19 protein-coding genes are annotated in these 17,672 nt (G+C 34.1%); 18 read left to right on the top strand and 1 reads right to left on the bottom strand.

The features are described from left to right. The first annotated feature begins 9 nt into the window (after positions 1-9). The 8 genes from grpE (at position 10) to thiI (ending at position 8,617) form a co-directional block, all read left to right on the top strand. Positions 10-588, top strand: coding sequence for a nucleotide exchange factor GrpE (gene grpE, locus GX308_05555; GenBank protein ID NLK21540.1), 579 nt, complete (start codon positions 10-12; stop codon positions 586-588). A 24-nt stretch (positions 589-612) separates the two neighbouring features. Next, the gene (gene dnaK / locus GX308_05560; protein NLK21541.1) at positions 613-2,466 is read left to right on the top strand and encodes a molecular chaperone DnaK; all 1,854 of its coding nucleotides are present in this window, start codon (positions 613-615) and stop codon (positions 2,464-2,466) included. A 190-nt stretch (positions 2,467-2,656) separates the two neighbouring features. Further along, a complete protein-coding gene (dnaJ, locus tag GX308_05565; protein NLK21542.1) occupies positions 2,657-3,808 on the top strand; it encodes a molecular chaperone DnaJ in 1,152 nt (383 codons plus the stop codon). A 20-nt stretch (positions 3,809-3,828) separates the two neighbouring features. Continuing rightward, complete coding sequence (gene prmA, locus GX308_05570) at positions 3,829-4,773, top strand: 50S ribosomal protein L11 methyltransferase (protein ID NLK21543.1); 945 nt, start codon at positions 3,829-3,831, stop codon at positions 4,771-4,773. A gap of 19 nt (positions 4,774-4,792) precedes the next feature. Further along, on the top strand, positions 4,793-5,530 hold the full coding sequence (locus GX308_05575; protein ID NLK21544.1) for a 16S rRNA (uracil(1498)-N(3))-methyltransferase: 738 nt from the start codon (positions 4,793-4,795) through the stop codon (positions 5,528-5,530). Positions 5,531-5,532: 2 nt separating this feature from the next. After that, entirely contained in the window at positions 5,533-6,207 is a 675-nt protein-coding gene (locus tag GX308_05580; GenBank protein NLK21545.1) for a response regulator, read from the top strand. Between the two features lie 65 nt (positions 6,208-6,272). After that, positions 6,273-7,427 (top strand): cysteine desulfurase, encoded by a 1,155-nt coding sequence (locus GX308_05585; GenBank protein NLK21546.1) that lies wholly within the window; start codon positions 6,273-6,275, stop codon positions 7,425-7,427. A 14-nt stretch (positions 7,428-7,441) separates the two neighbouring features. Then, on the top strand, positions 7,442-8,617 hold the full coding sequence (thiI, locus tag GX308_05590; GenBank protein NLK21547.1) for a tRNA 4-thiouridine(8) synthase ThiI: 1,176 nt from the start codon (positions 7,442-7,444) through the stop codon (positions 8,615-8,617). A 29-nt stretch (positions 8,618-8,646) separates the two neighbouring features. Here thiI and GX308_05595 read toward each other — a convergent pair whose 3' ends face one another. Next, positions 8,647-8,871 (bottom strand): HPr family phosphocarrier protein, encoded by a 225-nt coding sequence (locus GX308_05595; GenBank protein ID NLK21548.1) that lies wholly within the window; start codon positions 8,869-8,871, stop codon positions 8,647-8,649. A gap of 151 nt (positions 8,872-9,022) precedes the next feature. On the opposite strand from GX308_05595, the gene mtaB reads away from it, so the two are divergent. From mtaB to GX308_05645, 10 genes are all read left to right on the top strand, one after another. Beyond that, the gene (gene mtaB / locus GX308_05600; protein ID NLK21549.1) at positions 9,023-10,333 is read left to right on the top strand and encodes a tRNA (N(6)-L-threonylcarbamoyladenosine(37)-C(2))-methylthiotransferase MtaB; all 1,311 of its coding nucleotides are present in this window, start codon (positions 9,023-9,025) and stop codon (positions 10,331-10,333) included. A 141-nt stretch (positions 10,334-10,474) separates the two neighbouring features. After that, positions 10,475-10,729 carry an IreB family regulatory phosphoprotein gene (locus GX308_05605; protein NLK21550.1) on the top strand — a complete coding sequence of 85 codons (255 nt, stop codon included), beginning with the start codon at positions 10,475-10,477 and terminating at the stop codon, positions 10,727-10,729. Positions 10,730-10,743: 14 nt separating this feature from the next. Beyond that, on the top strand, positions 10,744-12,540 hold the full coding sequence (locus GX308_05610) for a hypothetical protein (GenBank protein ID NLK21551.1): 1,797 nt from the start codon (positions 10,744-10,746) through the stop codon (positions 12,538-12,540). 35 nt (positions 12,541-12,575) lie between these two features. Next, the gene (gene ruvX / locus GX308_05615) at positions 12,576-12,995 is read left to right on the top strand and encodes a Holliday junction resolvase RuvX (GenBank protein ID NLK21552.1); all 420 of its coding nucleotides are present in this window, start codon (positions 12,576-12,578) and stop codon (positions 12,993-12,995) included. Between the two features lie 32 nt (positions 12,996-13,027). Beyond that, positions 13,028-13,303: a DUF1292 domain-containing protein gene (locus tag GX308_05620; GenBank protein NLK21553.1), complete on the top strand. Its 276-nt coding sequence runs from the start codon at positions 13,028-13,030 to the stop codon at positions 13,301-13,303. 90 nt (positions 13,304-13,393) lie between these two features. After that, positions 13,394-13,828 (top strand): transcriptional repressor, encoded by a 435-nt coding sequence (locus GX308_05625; GenBank protein NLK21554.1) that lies wholly within the window; start codon positions 13,394-13,396, stop codon positions 13,826-13,828. A gap of 51 nt (positions 13,829-13,879) precedes the next feature. Next, positions 13,880-15,298 (top strand): hypothetical protein, encoded by a 1,419-nt coding sequence (locus GX308_05630; protein ID NLK21555.1) that lies wholly within the window; start codon positions 13,880-13,882, stop codon positions 15,296-15,298. A 30-nt stretch (positions 15,299-15,328) separates the two neighbouring features. After that, a complete protein-coding gene (locus GX308_05635; GenBank protein NLK21556.1) occupies positions 15,329-16,990 on the top strand; it encodes a ribonuclease J in 1,662 nt (553 codons plus the stop codon). 14 nt (positions 16,991-17,004) lie between these two features. After that, a complete protein-coding gene (locus tag GX308_05640; protein NLK21557.1) occupies positions 17,005-17,355 on the top strand; it encodes a YlbF family regulator in 351 nt (116 codons plus the stop codon). Between the two features lie 117 nt (positions 17,356-17,472). Continuing rightward, on the top strand, positions 17,473-17,672 hold a 200-nt coding region (locus GX308_05645; protein NLK21558.1), incomplete at its 3' end, for a hypothetical protein.

A 17,672-nucleotide genomic window follows, 5' to 3' on the forward strand; every position in this document is an offset into this window, starting at 1 on the left:
AATTAAAAAATAAGAAAAAGGGTGTATAAAGTGGATAAGGATCAGATATTAGAAAATGAAAATACTGCTGAAACAATAGGCGAAGAAGAAATTGAAGTAATCGATACTAAGGATTCATCAGATAACTCTGAGGGTATAGAAGATATCCTAGGAGAAAAAGATAAATTACTTGATGAATTAAAAGACAGACTTCAAAGGACAATGGCTGAGTTTGATAATTTTCGTAAACGTACCATTAAAGAAAAGGCTGTACTTTATGAAGATGGTGTTCGTAGCACCATAGAACAAATACTGCCGGTTATAGATAATTTTGAAAGAGCCTTAAATACTTCTAAGGAAGAAAACGAAAAAAATCCTTTTTTCGAAGGAATGACAATGATATATAGACAATTTAAAGATATTTTGTCTTCTATGGGTGTGGAGGACATTCAAGCTGTTGGGGAGCAGTTTAACCCAAATCTCCATAATGCAGTAACCCATGTAGAAGATGAAAACTTTGGAGAAAGTGAAATTATAGAGGAATTCCAGAAAGGCTATATCTACAAAGATAAAGTTATTAGATACAGTATGGTTAAAGTAGCAAATTAAAAATTATGTTTAGGAGGATAAATCATGGGAAAGATTATTGGTATTGATTTAGGAACAACTAACTCTTGTGTAGCTGTAATGGAAGGGGGAAAACCTGTTGTTATTCCAAGTTCAGAAGGAACAAGAACTACCCCATCTGTAATTGCATTTACTAAGGCAGGGGAAAGATTAGTAGGTGAAACTGCAAAACGTCAAGCAGTAACCAATCCGGATAATACGGTAGGTTCTATTAAAAGACATATGGGCTCTGATTTTAGAGTTAAGATAGATGATAAATCTTTTAGTCCTCAGGAAATTTCTGCTATGGTTTTACAGAAGCTAAAGGCAGATGCAGAAGCTTATTTAGGAGAAAGTGTTACAGAAGCAGTTATTACAGTACCGGCTTATTTTTCAGATAGCCAAAGACAAGCAACAAAAGATGCAGGTAAAATTTCTGGTTTAGATGTGAAAAGGATTATTAACGAACCTACAGCAGCAGCTCTTGCCTACGGCTTAGAAAATGAAAAAGAACAAAAGATTATGGTATATGACCTAGGTGGAGGAACATTTGACGTATCTATTATAGAGATTGGTGATGGAGTAATCGAAGTTCTTGCGACCCACGGGGATAATAAATTAGGTGGGGATGACTTCGATGATAGAATTATCAATTACTTAGTAGAAGAGTTCAAAAAAACCGACGGAATTAGCTTAAGTCAGGATAAAATGGCTATGCAACGTTTAAAAGAAGCTGCAGAAAAAGCTAAAAAAGAATTGTCCACAGTAACAACTACAAATATAAATTTACCATTTATTACGGCGAACCAAGAAGGACCTAAACATTTGGATATTACCCTAACTAGAGCAAAGTTTGATGAATTAACTGCTGATTTAGTAGAAAAAACAATGAACCCTGTAAGAGCAGCTCTTTCCGATGCGGATTTAAACCCGACAGAACTTGATAAAATCCTTCTGGTAGGGGGTTCTACCCGTATATTGGCAGTTCAAGAGGCAGTTAAACAACTAACTGGTAAAGAGCCATTCAAAGGGATTAATCCGGATGAATGTGTAGCAATTGGGGCATCAATACAAGGAGGAAAATTAGCAGGAGATGAAGGAGCAGGAGATATTCTTCTTCTAGATGTAACACCCCTTTCCCTTGGAATTGAAACCCTAGGAGGAGTAGCAACAAAGTTAATAGAACGAAATACAACAATTCCTACACGAAAGAGCCAAGTATTTTCGACCGCTGAGGATAATCAAACAGCAGTTGACATCCATGTTGTACAAGGAGAACGTCCAATGGTAAGGGATAATAAGACACTAGGACGCTTTAGACTGGATGGTATTGCACCGGCCCCTAGGGGAATTCCTCAAATAGAAGTTACCTTTGATATAGATGCAAATGGTATTGTTAATGTATCTGCTAAGGATTTAGGAACAGGTAAAGAGCAGCATATCACAATTACTGCAAGTACCAATTTAAATGATGATGAAATTGAAAAGGCGGTTAAGGAAGCAGAACAGTACGCTGAGCAAGATAAAAAAAGAAAAGAAGCAATCGATACAAAAAATGAAGCAGAATCTATGGTGTTCCAAACAGAAAAGACTTTAAAAGAGCTAGGAGATAAGGTAGAAGCTCCTGATAAAGAAAAAGTAGAAAGCGAACTAAAGAAACTAAAAGATATGCTTGAAAAGTCAAATGTTGAAGATATGAGTGATAAAGAAGTAGAAGAGCTTAAAAAGGCTAAAGAAGATTTAACTAATGCATTTTATGAAATTTCTGCTAAATTGTATCAACAACAGGCACCTGAGGGAGAGAGTGCCCCAAGTCCTGGAAGTCCTGGAACCGCTGGGGCCGATGATAATGTGGTAGATGCCGACTATAAGGAATTATAAAAATGATTTAAAGCCAAAGAAAAATTCTTTGGCTTTTTCTAAGCAATTTAATTTGATTTTAAATAGGTATAAATATATAATATAGTTTTAGAATTGATTTCCTATGAATCTTTAGATTCTTTGCTCCGCTTTTGCGGAGGGACTATTTATAATAAATATAAGCAAAATTGTTAATTTGGAAGGTGAAAAAATGGCAGATAGAGATTATTATGAGATTCTGGGTTTGGATAGAGATGCAGCCGATTCGGATATAAAAAAGGCGTATCGTAAATTAGCAAAACAATACCATCCTGATATGAATCCTGATAACGAGGAAGCAGAGCATAAGTTTAAAGAAGTAAGTGAAGCCTATGAAGTTCTCAGTGATCCCCAGAAAAAAGCAAAGTACGATCAATTTGGTCATGCGGCTTTTGGAAATGGGGCAGGAGGTGGCTTTGACGGTTTTGGTGGATTTAATGGTGGTTTTGATATGGGTGATATTTTTGATATGTTTGATATTTTCGGAGGAGGAATGGGTGGAAGAAAGAGAAGTGGTCCTTTACGAGGAGCGGATATTAGGGCCAGTGTCCAAATTTCCTTTAAAGATGCCGCTTTTGGAGTATCGAAGGAAATACAATTAGGTCTTTGGGAAAACTGCGATACCTGTAAGGGAAGTGGCGCAAAGGAAGGTACCCATCCTGAGACTTGTAAGCATTGTGGAGGTACGGGGCAGGTGAAAGTAACACAAAACACGCTGTTTGGCTCTATGAGTAGTGTTCGTCCCTGTGATGTATGTCATGGGGAAGGAAAGATTATCAAAGATCCCTGCAAAACCTGTTCAGGAGAAGGTAAGGTAAGAAAAACCAAGACAATAAAGGTGGATATTCCGGCAGGAATTGACCATGGGCAAAGTGTACGGATACAGGGAAAGGGTGAACCTGGTACTAAAGGAGGCCTGAATGGGGATTTGCTTATCACCGTATATGTTAAACAACACCCTATATTTGAAAGAAGAGGTAATGATGTTTATTGCGAAATTCCCATTACCTTTGCTCAAGCTGCCCTAGGTGCCGAATTAGTTGTCCCGACATTAGATGGCAATGTCCAATATTCTATTAAAGAAGGCACTCAAACAGGAACTATGTTTAGATTAAAAGGAAAAGGTATCCCCAGTGTGCGAAACCCTAAATTCCGTGGGGATCAGTATATAGAAGTAAAAATTGAAGTTCCGACAAAACTTAATGAAAAACAAAAGAATATTCTTCGGGAATTTTCAAATATTAGCGGTGATGAGGTTCATCAACAAAGGAAGGGATTCTTTGAAAAGGTAAAAGAAGCTTTTGGAGAAGCCTTTGGAAATTAAAAGCCAGGGAGATGAAGAATTTGAAATGGGTCCGTTTTACCATAAGTACAAAAAGTGAGGCAGTTGAAGCCATTATCTATGCCCTTAATGAATTAAAAATTACAGGAATAGAAATAGAAGATCCCAATGATATTGCTACTACTATGAAAAATAAGATAGAAACAGATTGGGATTATATAGATGAAGAACTGCTTAAGGATAGGGATATGAATGAGGTCCTTATAAAGGTATATTTTCCAGAGCACACAGCTTATGGAGATAAGATTATTCAAATTAAGGAGAAACTTGCTCATATAAATGAATTTCTTGATATAGGAAAGGGAACAATACAGGTTGAAACCATGGAGGAAGAAGAATGGGCAAACTCTTGGAAAAAATACTATAAACCTATTAAGATAGGGAAAAATATTATTATAAAACCCTCATGGGAGCAGTACGATTCTTTAGATGATGATGAAATCATAATTGAAATGGATCCAGGAATGGCTTTTGGAACAGGTACCCATGAGACAACATCTATGTGTATTGAATTTTTAGAGAAATTTTTAGATGAAGGTGATGTAGTTTTTGATATTGGATGTGGAAGTGGAATACTGGGTATTACTGCTGCGAAACTAGGAGCTGCCCGTGTAACAGGGGTAGACCTTGATTCTAATGCAGTTAAGGTGGCTAGAGATAATGTTGCATTTAATGGCGCAGAACATATAATGGAAATATATGAAGGGGATTTGATGGAGGTAATAAATGACAAGGCCAATATACTCGTAGCCAATATTATTGCCGATGTAATCATTAAATTATCTTCCTGTGTGCCTAAATTTTTAAAACATAAGGGATTATTTATAGCCTCGGGAATTATTAAGGAAAGGTTGCAAGAGGTAGAAGATGCAGTGATTAATAACGGATTTGATATCATTGATATATATGAAAAAGGTGAGTGGTGTGCAGTAGCTGCTAAGCTGTAAATAGCGTATGGAGGTTAATATGCCTAGATTTTTCGTGGAACCGTCCCAAATTAAAAACGATAGTATATTTATACATGGAGAAGATGTAAAACATATATCGAAGGTTCTAAGGTTAAAAAACGGAGATAAAATATCAATTTGTAATGGACAAGGGACGGATTATCAGTGTATAATAAAAAATATGGATAAAGAAATTATTGTCGCACAAATAGTTTCTAATCATCTATCACAGACAGAACCAAAAACAAAAATAACTTTATTTCAAGCCTTAGTTAAATCAGATAAAATGGATTTAATTATCCAGAAAACTGTTGAAATGGGAATTTTTAAAATTATACCTATTGTTACCGAAAGAACTGTTGTAAGGTTTGAAAATGAAAAAAAAGAACGCTCTAGGCTGGCAAGATGGCAGAAGATTGCAGAATCTGCGGCAAAGCAAAGTCAGCGGGGGATAATTCCAGAAGTGGAGCCAGTTATAACCCTATCAGAAGCTTTTGATAGATCTAAGGAAATGGATTGTAAGCTAATTCCTTATGAAAAAGAAACCGATAAGAATTTAAGAAGTATATTATCTAACTTTAACGGTGGAAATATTGCTATATTTATTGGTCCTGAAGGCGGATTTGAAGAAAGTGAAATAGCACTTGGAAAGCAACAGGGCATTATACCAATAACATTAGGTAGAAGAATTCTTCGTACTGAAACGGCGGGACTATTTACTGTGTCAATTATAATGTATCAAATGGGAGAGATGTAAAGATGTCAGGTCTAAGGATTATGGTTGTGGACGATGCTATATTTATGCGTACGGTTCTTAAAAAAATGCTTAGCGAAGAGGGCTTTGAAATAGTAGGTGAGGCAGGCAATGGTTTAGAAGCCATACAAATGGCATATAAACTTCAACCGGATATTATTACTCTAGATATTACAATGCCTGAAATGAATGGAATTAGAGCTGTACCTGAAATTTTAAAAGTAAGTCCTAATTCAAAAATTATTATATGTTCTGCCTTAGGGCAGCAGGCAATGGTTGTAGAAGCCATTAAGAGGGGAGCAAAGGACTTTATAGTAAAGCCTTTTGAAAAATCCCGGGTACTTCAGGCAATTGATAATGTATCAAGAAGTTCAAGGAGCCCAAGAAAGCCAAGGACTCAAGTAGACCCAAGAAACACCATGAATCCAAGGACTTCAGTAGATCCAAGGAATACCGTGAATCCAAGGACTTCAGCAGACCCAAGAAACACCATGAATCAAAGAAACTCAGTAGAGCCAAGGAACCCAGGTATGCCGCGAAACTTAGAAAATCCAAGAAATTCAGGGGATTCAAGAAATTCAGAGGATTCAAGAAGTTCAGAGAATCCGAGGAGTTCGGGGAGCCCAAGGGGATTTGGAAACCCAAGGAATTCAAGAGATCCAAGAAACTTTAGAAGATAAAACTGGCAGGGGTTCTGCCAGTTTTTTTAAAGCAAATTATAAGCAATGATAGGTAAGGTGAGAAGATGAATGAAATATATTTCGATAATGCTGCCACTACCAAGCCTTCTAGAAAAATAGTAGAAAAAATGGTTTCCGTTTTAGAAGAAGATTATGGAAATCCATCTTCACTTCATATTAAAGGAGTAGTAGCAGAAAGGCATATTAAAAATACAAGCCGCATCTTAGCCAATATCCTTAAGGTTCATGAAGACGAAATATTATATACCTCTGGGGGAACTGAATCAAATAATCTGGCTATTCTTGGGGTTGCATATGCATACCATCGGATAGGGAAGCACATAATTACTACTAAGATAGAACATCCTTCCGTGCAAAAGGTCTTTAGATACCTAGAGGAGAATGGTTTTGAAGTCACCTATTTAGATGTTGATTCTTCGGGATATGTTTATTTAGAACAATTAAAAAATAGTATTAAAAAAGATACAATATTGGTAAGTATTATGCATGTCAATAACGAAATTGGGACAATACAACCTATAGAGGAAATAGGACATATAATAAAAACCATAAATGTTAATACTATCTTTCATGCAGATGCTATACAATCCTTTGGCAAAATACCCATTTCTATTAAAAAGAATACTATTGATTTATTGAGTATCAGCTCTCATAAATTTCATGGACCTAAAGGCATTGGGGTACTATACAAGAAAAAAGACATCCGACTTAAACCATTAGTATTTGGAGGGGGACAACAAAAAGGTCTTAGGGCTGGCACTGAAAATGTACCGGCAATCGCGGCCTTAGGCCTAGCGGCAGAAGATATATATAAAGATTTAGATGCAAATACAAAGCATATACAATCCCTAAAAAATATGCTTTGGAAAGCTCTAGATAAAAACATAAAAGATATATATATAAATGGCCCTTCCATTGAAGAGAGTGCTCCTCATATTTTGAATATTATCTTTAAAGATATTAGGGCTGAGGTGCTTCTTCATGCCCTAGAGGCTAGAAAGATCTATGTTTCAACGGGTTCAGCATGTTCTTCTAATCAGCCCCACCCTAGTGATACTCTAATCAATATAGGGTTAAATAATGAGGAAATTGGTGGTTCCATAAGATTTAGCTTTTCAAAGTATAATACAGAAGAAGAAGTAAAAAAATGTGTACAGGATTTAGCTGAAATTGTACCGATGCTTCGTATATTTAAATGAGGAGGACATAAAAGATGAAACCTATTTATCTTATTAAGTATGGTGAAATAGCAATTAAGGGTAAAAATAGATATTTATTTGAGAATGCCCTTCTTACCAATGTGAAAAGGAGCATTCAAAAATTAGGAAGTTTTCATATACAAAAGGACCAAGGAAGGATATTAATAGAACCAAAAACAGATGTTGATTCCGAAGAGGTCATAGGTCAACTTAAAAAAGTATTTGGGGTTGTGGGTATCTGTGTGGGAATAAAAAACGAAGATATTAATATGAATACCATCAAAGAAACCGCATTATTTCATATAAAATCTATATGTCAAAAGAGTCAATACACATTTAAAGTAGAAACAAGGCGCTCCGATAAAGGCTTTCCACTTAATTCTATGGAAATTTCAAAAGAGGTAGGGGCATTTATTTTAGATAATATGGGGGAACAACTAAAAGTTGATGTACATAGTCCAGATATTAGGCTCAGTGTAGAACTTAGAAATTCCCTTTATGTATATTCCAAGGTTATTCCAGGCCCTGGAGGAATGCCCCTAGGCACCAATGGAAAAGCTATGCTTCTTTTATCTGGAGGAATAGATAGCCCCGTTGCAGGATGGATGGTAGCAAAAAGGGGAGTAGAAATAGGAGGCATTTATTTTGAGAGTCCCCCCTATACTAGTGAAAGAGCAAAACAAAAAGTAATTGATTTAGCTAGGAAAATTGCGAATTATACTGGGGAATTTAAATTATTTATTGTTCCTTTTACAGATATACAAATGGAAATTTATCAGAAATGCCCCCGTGGTCAACTAACCATTATTATGAGAAGAATTATGATGAAAATTTCAGAAAGAATCGCCAAAAATGAAAATGCTCAAGCGCTTATTACGGGGGAAAGTATAGGACAGGTAGCAAGCCAAACTATCCAAAGTCTAAGTGTAACCAATGAAGCAGTAGAACTTCCCGTTTTTCGCCCCCTTATTGGATTCGATAAAGAGGATATAGTAACTATTTCAAAGAAAATAGACACTTATGAAATATCCATTCTTCCCTACGAGGACTGTTGTACAATTTTTGTACCAAAGCACCCAGAAACAAAGCCAAAACTAGAATATATTTTAAAATCCGAAAAAGCATTGGAAAATATAGAAATTATGATGGAAAAGGCAGTTGAAAATACAGAAGTTATTATGATAAAATAAATAATCCACTCAAAGAGTGGATTATTTATCTATATATTTTTGATTTCTTTAATTACTTCCTCAGCAATATCATCGTTATATATATCAAGTTTAAGGGGGGCACTTAAATCAAGACTGAAAATGCCCATGATGGATTTTGCATCTACCTTATATCTTCCAGAGGATAAATCAAAATCCCCTTCGAATTTTCCTATGATATTAACGAATTTTTTTACCTTCTCAATAGAATTCAAAGTAAGTGTAATTGATTTCATTATATTACCTCCACCATTATCGTTTTAAGGTTTTTATAGTAAATATTACCTTGATATTATAGTAGTTCCATAATATACTTTTGTCAATGTATATTAATAAATAATAATTTATGAATATGAAATATACAGATTAGAAATATGGGGTGAAATTATGGCAAGTGCGGCTTTTTATACCTTAGGGTGTAAAGTAAATCAGTATGAAACAGAAGCAATCATTGAATTATTTAAAAAGGACAATTATGAAATAGCATCCTTTGAAGACTATGCAGATGTTTATGTAATTAATACCTGTACGGTTACAAATTTGGGAGATAGAAAATCAAGACAGATGATAAGAAAAGCAAAAAAGATGAATCCAGAGGCCATAGTAGCTGTAGTCGGCTGTTATGTTCAAACAGCTCCTGATGAAGTAAAAGCTATAGAGGGAGTTAATATAATCATAGGTACGGATAAAAGAAGTAGGATAATTCAGCTAATACATCAATATAAAGAAGAAAAAAGAATCATTGACGCCACCGATAATATAATGGGGGTAAAGGAATTTGAAGAGTTATCTATCAATGAGTTAGAGGGAAGGACCCGTGCTTATTTGAAGATTCAAGAAGGATGTAACCAATATTGTTCCTATTGCATCATCCCCTATGCTAGAGGGCCTATAAGAAGTAGGATGCCAGAAAACATTATAAATGAAGTCAAGAATCTGGTTAATAATGGGTTTAAAGAAATTGTTTTAACGGGAATACATGTTGCTTCTTACGGTAAAGATTTAGGTAATATAGATTTATTAAAAATATTACAAATGGTGCATACTATAGATGGACTTGAGAGAATTCGATTAAGTTCGATAGAACCTTCCATTATCACAAGGGAATTTGTAGAGGTTATAAAAGGTCTTCCCAAGATATGCCCTCACTTTCATTTATCCCTACAAAGTGGTTCCGATACAATCCTAAAAAAAATGAATAGAAAATATGATACAAAAAAATATAAAGATGCAGTTAATCTATTAAAAGAAAAGATAGAAGGTATTGCTCTTACTACGGATATCATCGTAGGGTTTCCGGGGGAAGGAGAAGAAGAGTTTAAGGAGTCTTTCGACTTTGTAAAAGAAATTGGTTTTTCTCAAATCCATGTTTTCAAATATTCTCCTAGAAAAGGAACCCCTGCAGCTAGGATAAAGGAGCAAGTTGATTCTAAATTTAAGGAAGAAAGAAGTCATAGGATGATACAATTAGGAGAACAGCTACAGAAAAAATTCTTAACCCAGCAAATCGGCAAAACCTTAGAGGTGTTGTTTGAAAACCCCATGGAAAATTCACTAAATGTCTATGGGGGACACAGTAAAAACTACCTAAAAGTAGCTGCTACTTCACAGGACGATATAGAAAATAAGATTTTAAAAGTAGAAATAACAGAATTAGATGGAGATATCTTGAAGGGAAATATAAAGAGCTCCCAATAAAATATAATATAATTTTAATTTGCATAAAGAAATGTTTTGTATTATCATAGAGTTATCAATGAACTTTTTAAAAAATATTTAGCAGAAGGCCTAGTTAAACGGTTGTGGTTAAATATGGGTATATCATGGGAGTGTGAGAATATGAGTCAAATAAACGAAACTGTTCAATTTAACGTAGATAAAGAACAAGCCAATGAAATAAAAAATATTTTATTTGATGTTTATGCGGCTTTAAAGGAAAAAGGGTATAATCCGGTCAATCAAATCGTTGGTTATATATTATCAGGGGATCCTACATACATTACTAGTTATAATAACGCTAGAAGTATGATTCGTAAACTAGAAAGAGATGAGTTATTAGAAGAATTGGTAAAAAGATATCTTGATAAAAAATAAGGGGTTATTGCCTAATGTATAGACGGTTATTCATTTCTTTTCTATTTATGCTTTGCTTATTTAAATCATGCATTGTATATGGAAAGGAGAGTAAGGTTATACTGTTAATCTCTTCTGAGGGATATTGGACTACCTTAGAAGATTCTTTTTTGGTTTCGGCATTGCTTCCGAATAGTAGCATTGGTTCCATGAATACAAGAATCAACCATAAAGATAAGATAATCGAAAGTTATGCCACAATCAATGTTGGCAGGCGATGGAGTTATTATGAGGTAAATAAATTGGGGGCTGTAGAAAGAGGATTGGGAGTTATTCTTAATCAATCCGGATTTTCTACAGCCCTCTTTTCAGACAAGGATGAACTTAAAAAAATAATAGAAAATAGTCAAGGAAAAACAACCTATACAAGTACTGACTATACAGAGCTCTATTCCAAACAAAACAAGAGTATCTTGGAAAAATCTGATGTAGTGCTAATAGATATGGATTTATACAATAATAAAGAGAATGAAGAATATTTACTTGGATTTATTAATGAAAATATAGTAAAATTATATTTGTTTTGTCCGTACGATAAGGAATCTAAATCAGAGTTAACACCATTTTTATATTATGATAGTTTAAACCCCCAATCAGGATTCATTAGTGCAGCCACAACAAGAAGAGAAGGGATTATAACTAATCTCGATATAGCCCCTGCGATTCTTTCCCATTTTGATATTGTAAACAGTTCCATGGTCAGTAGCGGAATAAAAATCATTCATAATGAAAATCCTTACCCACTTATGATTAAGCGTCTAAATAAGATATATTATATAAATTCTTACCGCTCAAAAATGATAAAGACTTATAATACTGTCTTAATTATGGGGTTAATAGTATTTTACATTGGTGATAAGTTAAAACTTATTAAAATGAAAAAACTGTACCATGGAATCATGTTAGCAATTTTATGGATACCAATATTATTTATGATGAACTTTTATAAGGGCTTCCTACAGATATATTTCATTGTATTTTTAGCAATAGTAATATTGGGGCTATATAATACCCGTTATGAAAAGGCACTCGGGTTTATTTCCGGAAGTATTTTGGCAATAATTGTGATAGATACCTTATCGGGCTGCCCTCTTCAGCAAAACTCATTTCTTGGTTATGACCCAATTATAGGGGCAAGGTTCTATGGGATAGGCAATGAATATGCAGGAATCCTAATAGGAAATCTTTATCTATTCATCTATTCAATTCGTCATTATAGGCATCATAAAACGATGACCTTTTTGCTTCAAATAGGAGTGGTTTTAATATTAGGAATGCCATTTTTAGGTGCAAATGTAGGGGGTACTATTGCAGCCATAGGAGGGATGGTATTGTTTTATATCTCCAATCATAGGAGAAACAAGAAGGTATACTTGGTTTTTATGATAGGAGCCCTGGGATTTCTTGTGGTATGGGGAATGATGGATTCTTTTTTTATGAAAGAGCAATCTCATTTAGGACAAACCTTATTCCAATTTGCTGGGGGGAACTTTAATGTCTTTAGTGAAATCATAGGGAGGAAAATGATGATGAATCTACAGCTTATTAGATATTCCCTATGGTCTAAAAACTTAATTATATCCCTTATAATTTTAGGTTTATATTTTAATCCCAACAATCAGTTATTGAAAAAGGTTGGGGCTGCATTGATTGGGGCTATGTCAGGAGGAATTCTTTTTAACGATTCGGGGATTATTATGAGTTCGACTTGTATTATTTATTTGGTATTTCCGTATTTAAGTATTTATATGGATTCAAAAGCAATGGATTAAAATAGATAAAGTATAAATAGACAGGAGAATGAAATTTGAGAGTAATGGGAATGGATTATGGGGAAAAAACTATAGGAATTGCAATCAGCGATCCTTTTGGTTGGACCGCTCAAGGAGTCGAAATCATAAGGAGAAAAGAAGAAAATAACTTAAAAAGCAGTGTCGAACGCATCAGGGATTTAATTAAAGAATATAATGTGGAAAAAATTATATTAGGTTTCCCAAAAAATATGAACAATACATTAGGACCTAGGGCAGAAAAAACCCTAGAATTTATGAAAAAGCTAGAAAAGGAATTTTCGCTGCCGATTGTATTATGGGATGAAAGACTTAGTACAAAGGCAGCGGAAAATATCCTTTTAGAAGCCGATTTGAGTAGAAATAAAAGAAAAAAGGTTATTGATAAGATGGCAGCAGTATACATATTACAGGGATTCTTAGACAGCATAAATTAAAAAGTTAAATAATTATTGAATGGAGGATTTGTATGAAGGAAACTAATAACACTATCTTTTTAATGGATGAAGAAACTGGGGAGGAAGTGGAATTTGAAATAATTGATGCGGTGGAGGAAGAAGGAGAAAGATTTATACTTGTTGTTCCTATAGAACAGGATGTGGAAGAAGAAGTGGCATTTATATTAAAAGATATAAGTAAAGATGAAAAGGAAGCAGTGTATAAATTAATAGAAGAAGATGATGAATTTGCTAAAGCCGCAGCTTATTTTATGGAAGATAATAAGGATTATGATATAGAATTCTAATGATATTGGATATCAATTGACAAGAATATGTTTCTATTGTATACTACTGGTAATTGTAAGGTGAAAAGTCCATTTTATTGGGGGGACACTATGGATATAAAGGGAATGGATTTTAAGGAATTATTAAAAGCAAAAGGATGCAAGCTCACAACCCAAAGAAGAGCCGTATTGGACATTTTAAATGAGCATAGTGGAGAGCATTTAAGTACCGAAGAAATATATGGTTATGTAAGGGAAAAATGTCCCGAAATTGGATTGGCAACAGTTTATCGAACAGTCCAATTGTTTGAACAAATAAAAATTATCGATAGACTTAATTTTGACGATGGTTGTAGTAGATATGAACTGAGTTCGCGGGAAGAGGAACACCACCATCACCATTTGATTTGCGAATCCTGTGGTAAGGTTATTGAAGTTGAAGAAGATTTGCTTGAAGGATTAGAAAGCGAAATAGAAAACAAATACAAATTCAAAATCACCAACCACAAAGTTAAATTCTATGGTTTATGTTCAAAATGTTTATAAAATAAGATTGAAAAATATAATTATTATGGCAGAATCTTGGGGGAAAATAATTTGAATAAGATAATGATTTTCGGTAAGGATATAGAAGATATTGGTTTTATTTTTTTATGTATTTTATCTAGCTTTTTTTTGTTTATATACGATCCTTATGATATCTATCTGCCTTTTGTTTGTAAGTCCCCTATACTATATGTATCTAGTATTACTTTACTTTTTCTTATGTATTTAAAATGTAATATACAAAAAGAAGGGGAGGTTAATATACTCCCTAACAAGGCTGCGGCAATTTATGCTGCCCTTATCTTAATATCTTCATTTTTTTCTAAATATCAAGAATTAGTATACTTTGGACACATGCAAAGATTAGAAGGGTGTTTGGCTCTATTATCATATATTATCATTTATTTTGCAGCACTAAATTTAATTAAGACCAAAAGAATTTATGCCCTTTTGCATACCTTGTTGGCTTCTTCTTCTATCGTTGCTTTGATAGGGGTATTGGAGTTTTATGGACATAATCCTTTTATGCAGGCATTTAAGGTAATAAGAAAAGGCTTTAATTATAAGGGGGCAATATACTCTACCATAGGTAACCAAAATTTTATTGGTTCTTTAATGTGTTTAGCTTTATTATTAAGTATGATATTATTTATTCTTGGAAAGAATAAACTACATAAATCTTTTTTCTTTATTTACAGTTTGTGTTTATATTCGGGGCTTATTGTGACCCGCACCAGAAGTGCCTGGATTGGAACTTTTCTAGGAAGCGGCATTTTACTTTTTATCCTACTAAGACATAAAATGTTAATAAAAGTTTGGAAATCGGTAATCCTTGTAGCCATATGCTTTACTGTTATTACCTTTAGTATAAGTATTACTTCAGAAGGAAGAATAGGAAATAAGTTCTTAGGGATATTTAAGGATTTTATTGTTGTGGCACAAGGCTCTGAAGATATAGAGCAGCTTGGAAGTAATCGTATTTATATATGGAAAAACAGTATCCCTTTATTAAGAGAATACTATCTAATCGGTTCAGGCCCTGATACATTCAGTAGGGTATTTCCCCAGAATCAAGAAGCTCACAAAAGAATCTTTGGGAATCCTGATATTACCATAGATAAGGCCCATAATGAATTTATACAGATAGGTGTTACTACAGGGATATTCAGTTTATTTGCATATTTATCCTTTATTTGTATGATTATATATAGTAACGGAAAGGTAATATCTAAATTAAATCTTTCGAATACATACGATATAATCATACTTGCAACCGGTATTGGGTGTGCAGGTTATATCCTACAAAGCTTTTTTAATATATCTGTAGTAGCTGTTGCACCTATATATTGGATGGTAATAGGGCTCAATCAAAATCTTCTATTTAAATTTAATCAGGATACTCTCTTTATCGAGGATATTAAAAAAGAACAATTTACCAACGAAAATATTGAAGAATACGCACAAATATAATATTTTACAGAAATAATTGGAGGTGTAGTTTTGGCAGTCAAAAAATCAAAACTAAAAATTATTCCCTTGGGAGGATTAGGGGAAATAGGTAAAAACATCACCGCTATAGAATATAACGGAAGTATTATAGTTATAGATTGCGGATTGGCGTTTCCCGAGGATGAAATGTTAGGGATTGACTTGGTAATTCCTGACATAACATACTTAAAAAGGAATGTCGAAAAAGTAAAAGGTATTTTACTAACCCATGGCCATGAGGACCATATAGGGGCTCTACCATATATTCTAAAAGAAATCAATGTTCCTATTTATGGAACCAAGTTAACCATAGGTTTGGTAGAAAACAAATTAAAAGAACATAATTTACTTAGAAGTGTTAAGAGAATTTGTGTGTCCACAGGACAGACTATTGACCTTGAGCCATTTAAGATTGAATTTATCAGGACAAATCATAGTATAGCAGATGCTGTTGCCCTTGCTGTATACACTCCAGCTGGGGTAGTAATACATTCCGGGGACTTTAAGGTCGATTATACCCCTATAAGGGGAAATACCATCGACTTGCAGCGATTTGCGATTTTAGGAAGCCAAGGGGTGTTGGCACTTTTATCCGATAGTACCAATGCCGATAGAAAAGGCTATACCATGTCTGAAAAAACGGTAGGTAGCGTATTTGAAGAAATTTTTGCAGAGTCTATCCACCAAAGGATAATGGTGGCTACCTTTGCTTCTAATGTTGATAGGGTTCAGCAAATTATTGATGCCTCATTTAAGTATAAGAGAAAGGTTGCGGTGGTAGGCCGTAGTATGGTTAATGTAGTTAAGACTGCTAATGAATTGGGCTACCTAGACATTCCTTCTAATACTCTTATAGAATTATCTGAAGTAAAAAAATACAACGATGAACAACTGGTGATTATTATGACAGGAAGCCAAGGAGAACCTATGGCTGCCTTATCCAGGATAGCTACATCGGAACATAAACAAATAGAGGTAAAGCCGGGAGATAAAATTATTTTTAGTTCTTCGCCTATACCTGGTAATGAAAAAACCATTTCAAAAGTTATTAATGAATTGTTTCGAAAAGGTGCAGATGTGATTTATGAGGATGCCCATGTTTCAGGACATGCCTATCAGGAAGAATTAAAACTTCTTCATAGTCTGGTTAAACCCAAATATTTTATTCCGGTTCACGGAGAATACCGTCATCTTAAGCAACATGCGGAATTGGCTATGAAACTAGGCATGCCCAAGGAAAATATTCATATATTATCTAATGGGGATGTGCTAGAATTAACGAAGGACTCATCTAAGATAACAGGAACCGTACCATCAGGACAAATATTAGTGGATGGTTTAGGGGTTGGAGATGTGGGCAATATTGTACTTCGTGATAGAAGGCATCTTTCGCAGGATGGTTTGTTGATTGTAGTAGTTACCATAGAACGGGCATCTAATATGGTTATTGCAGGACCAGATATTATTTCTAGAGGCTTTGTTTATGTAAGGGAATCAGAGGACTTAATGGTTGAAGCTAGAAAGGTTGTTAAACAAGCCCTTAATCAATGTGAACAAAAGCAAATCACAGAATGGTCACAGATGAAGAGTATCATAAAAGATACCCTAAGGGACTATTTATGGCAGCAAACAAAAAGAAGTCCTATGATACTGCCTATTATTATGGAGGTTTAAATGGGGGAGATTAAATGAACAGTATCGATAGTGCAGTTAATTCACTTATTAAGGCTATCTATGAAAGTACCCAATACAAAACTTTTAATAAATTAAAGGCTAAGATAGATGAAGAGGAAGAAATAAAAAACAGCTTAAATCAATTTAGAAATAAGAGGTTTTTATTAGAATCCCAAAGCCAAAATGGAATCAATCCTTCTAAGGAAGATATAAAGGCCCTACAGGAGATGTATTCTTCTTTGATGATGAATCCAGAGGTTTCTGCTTTTCTCCAATCAGAAATTAGTTTGAGTAAGATGGTACTTGAAATATATAAAGAAATAGGCGAGGCTTTAAATTTTGAATTGGATTTTATAAATGAGTAGTTTTAAGGATGCATATAATGTGTATCCTTTTTCTTCTGATATATAGATTATTTTTAGTTGAATATTAAAATAAACATCTGTATAATTAGAGTAGATTTTAACGAATAGGGTGAAAAAATGAAAGAAATTATATTAAAAATAACAAAAAGTATTTTAAATTTGGGATTATTTGCAGCAGTCGTTATATTTTGTATAATCGCTGGGAAAATGGCTTTTAAATATGCCTATGGTATAGCAAATCAACCCTCGCCGGAAAATAGAAGTGTAAGGGAAGTAGAAGTTACTGTTGAAAAAGGCTCTACTACACAGGATATTGC

This window comes from Candidatus Epulonipiscium sp., from assembly GCA_012519205.1.
Taxonomy (GTDB): domain Bacteria; phylum Bacillota; class Clostridia; order Lachnospirales; family Defluviitaleaceae; genus JAAYQR01.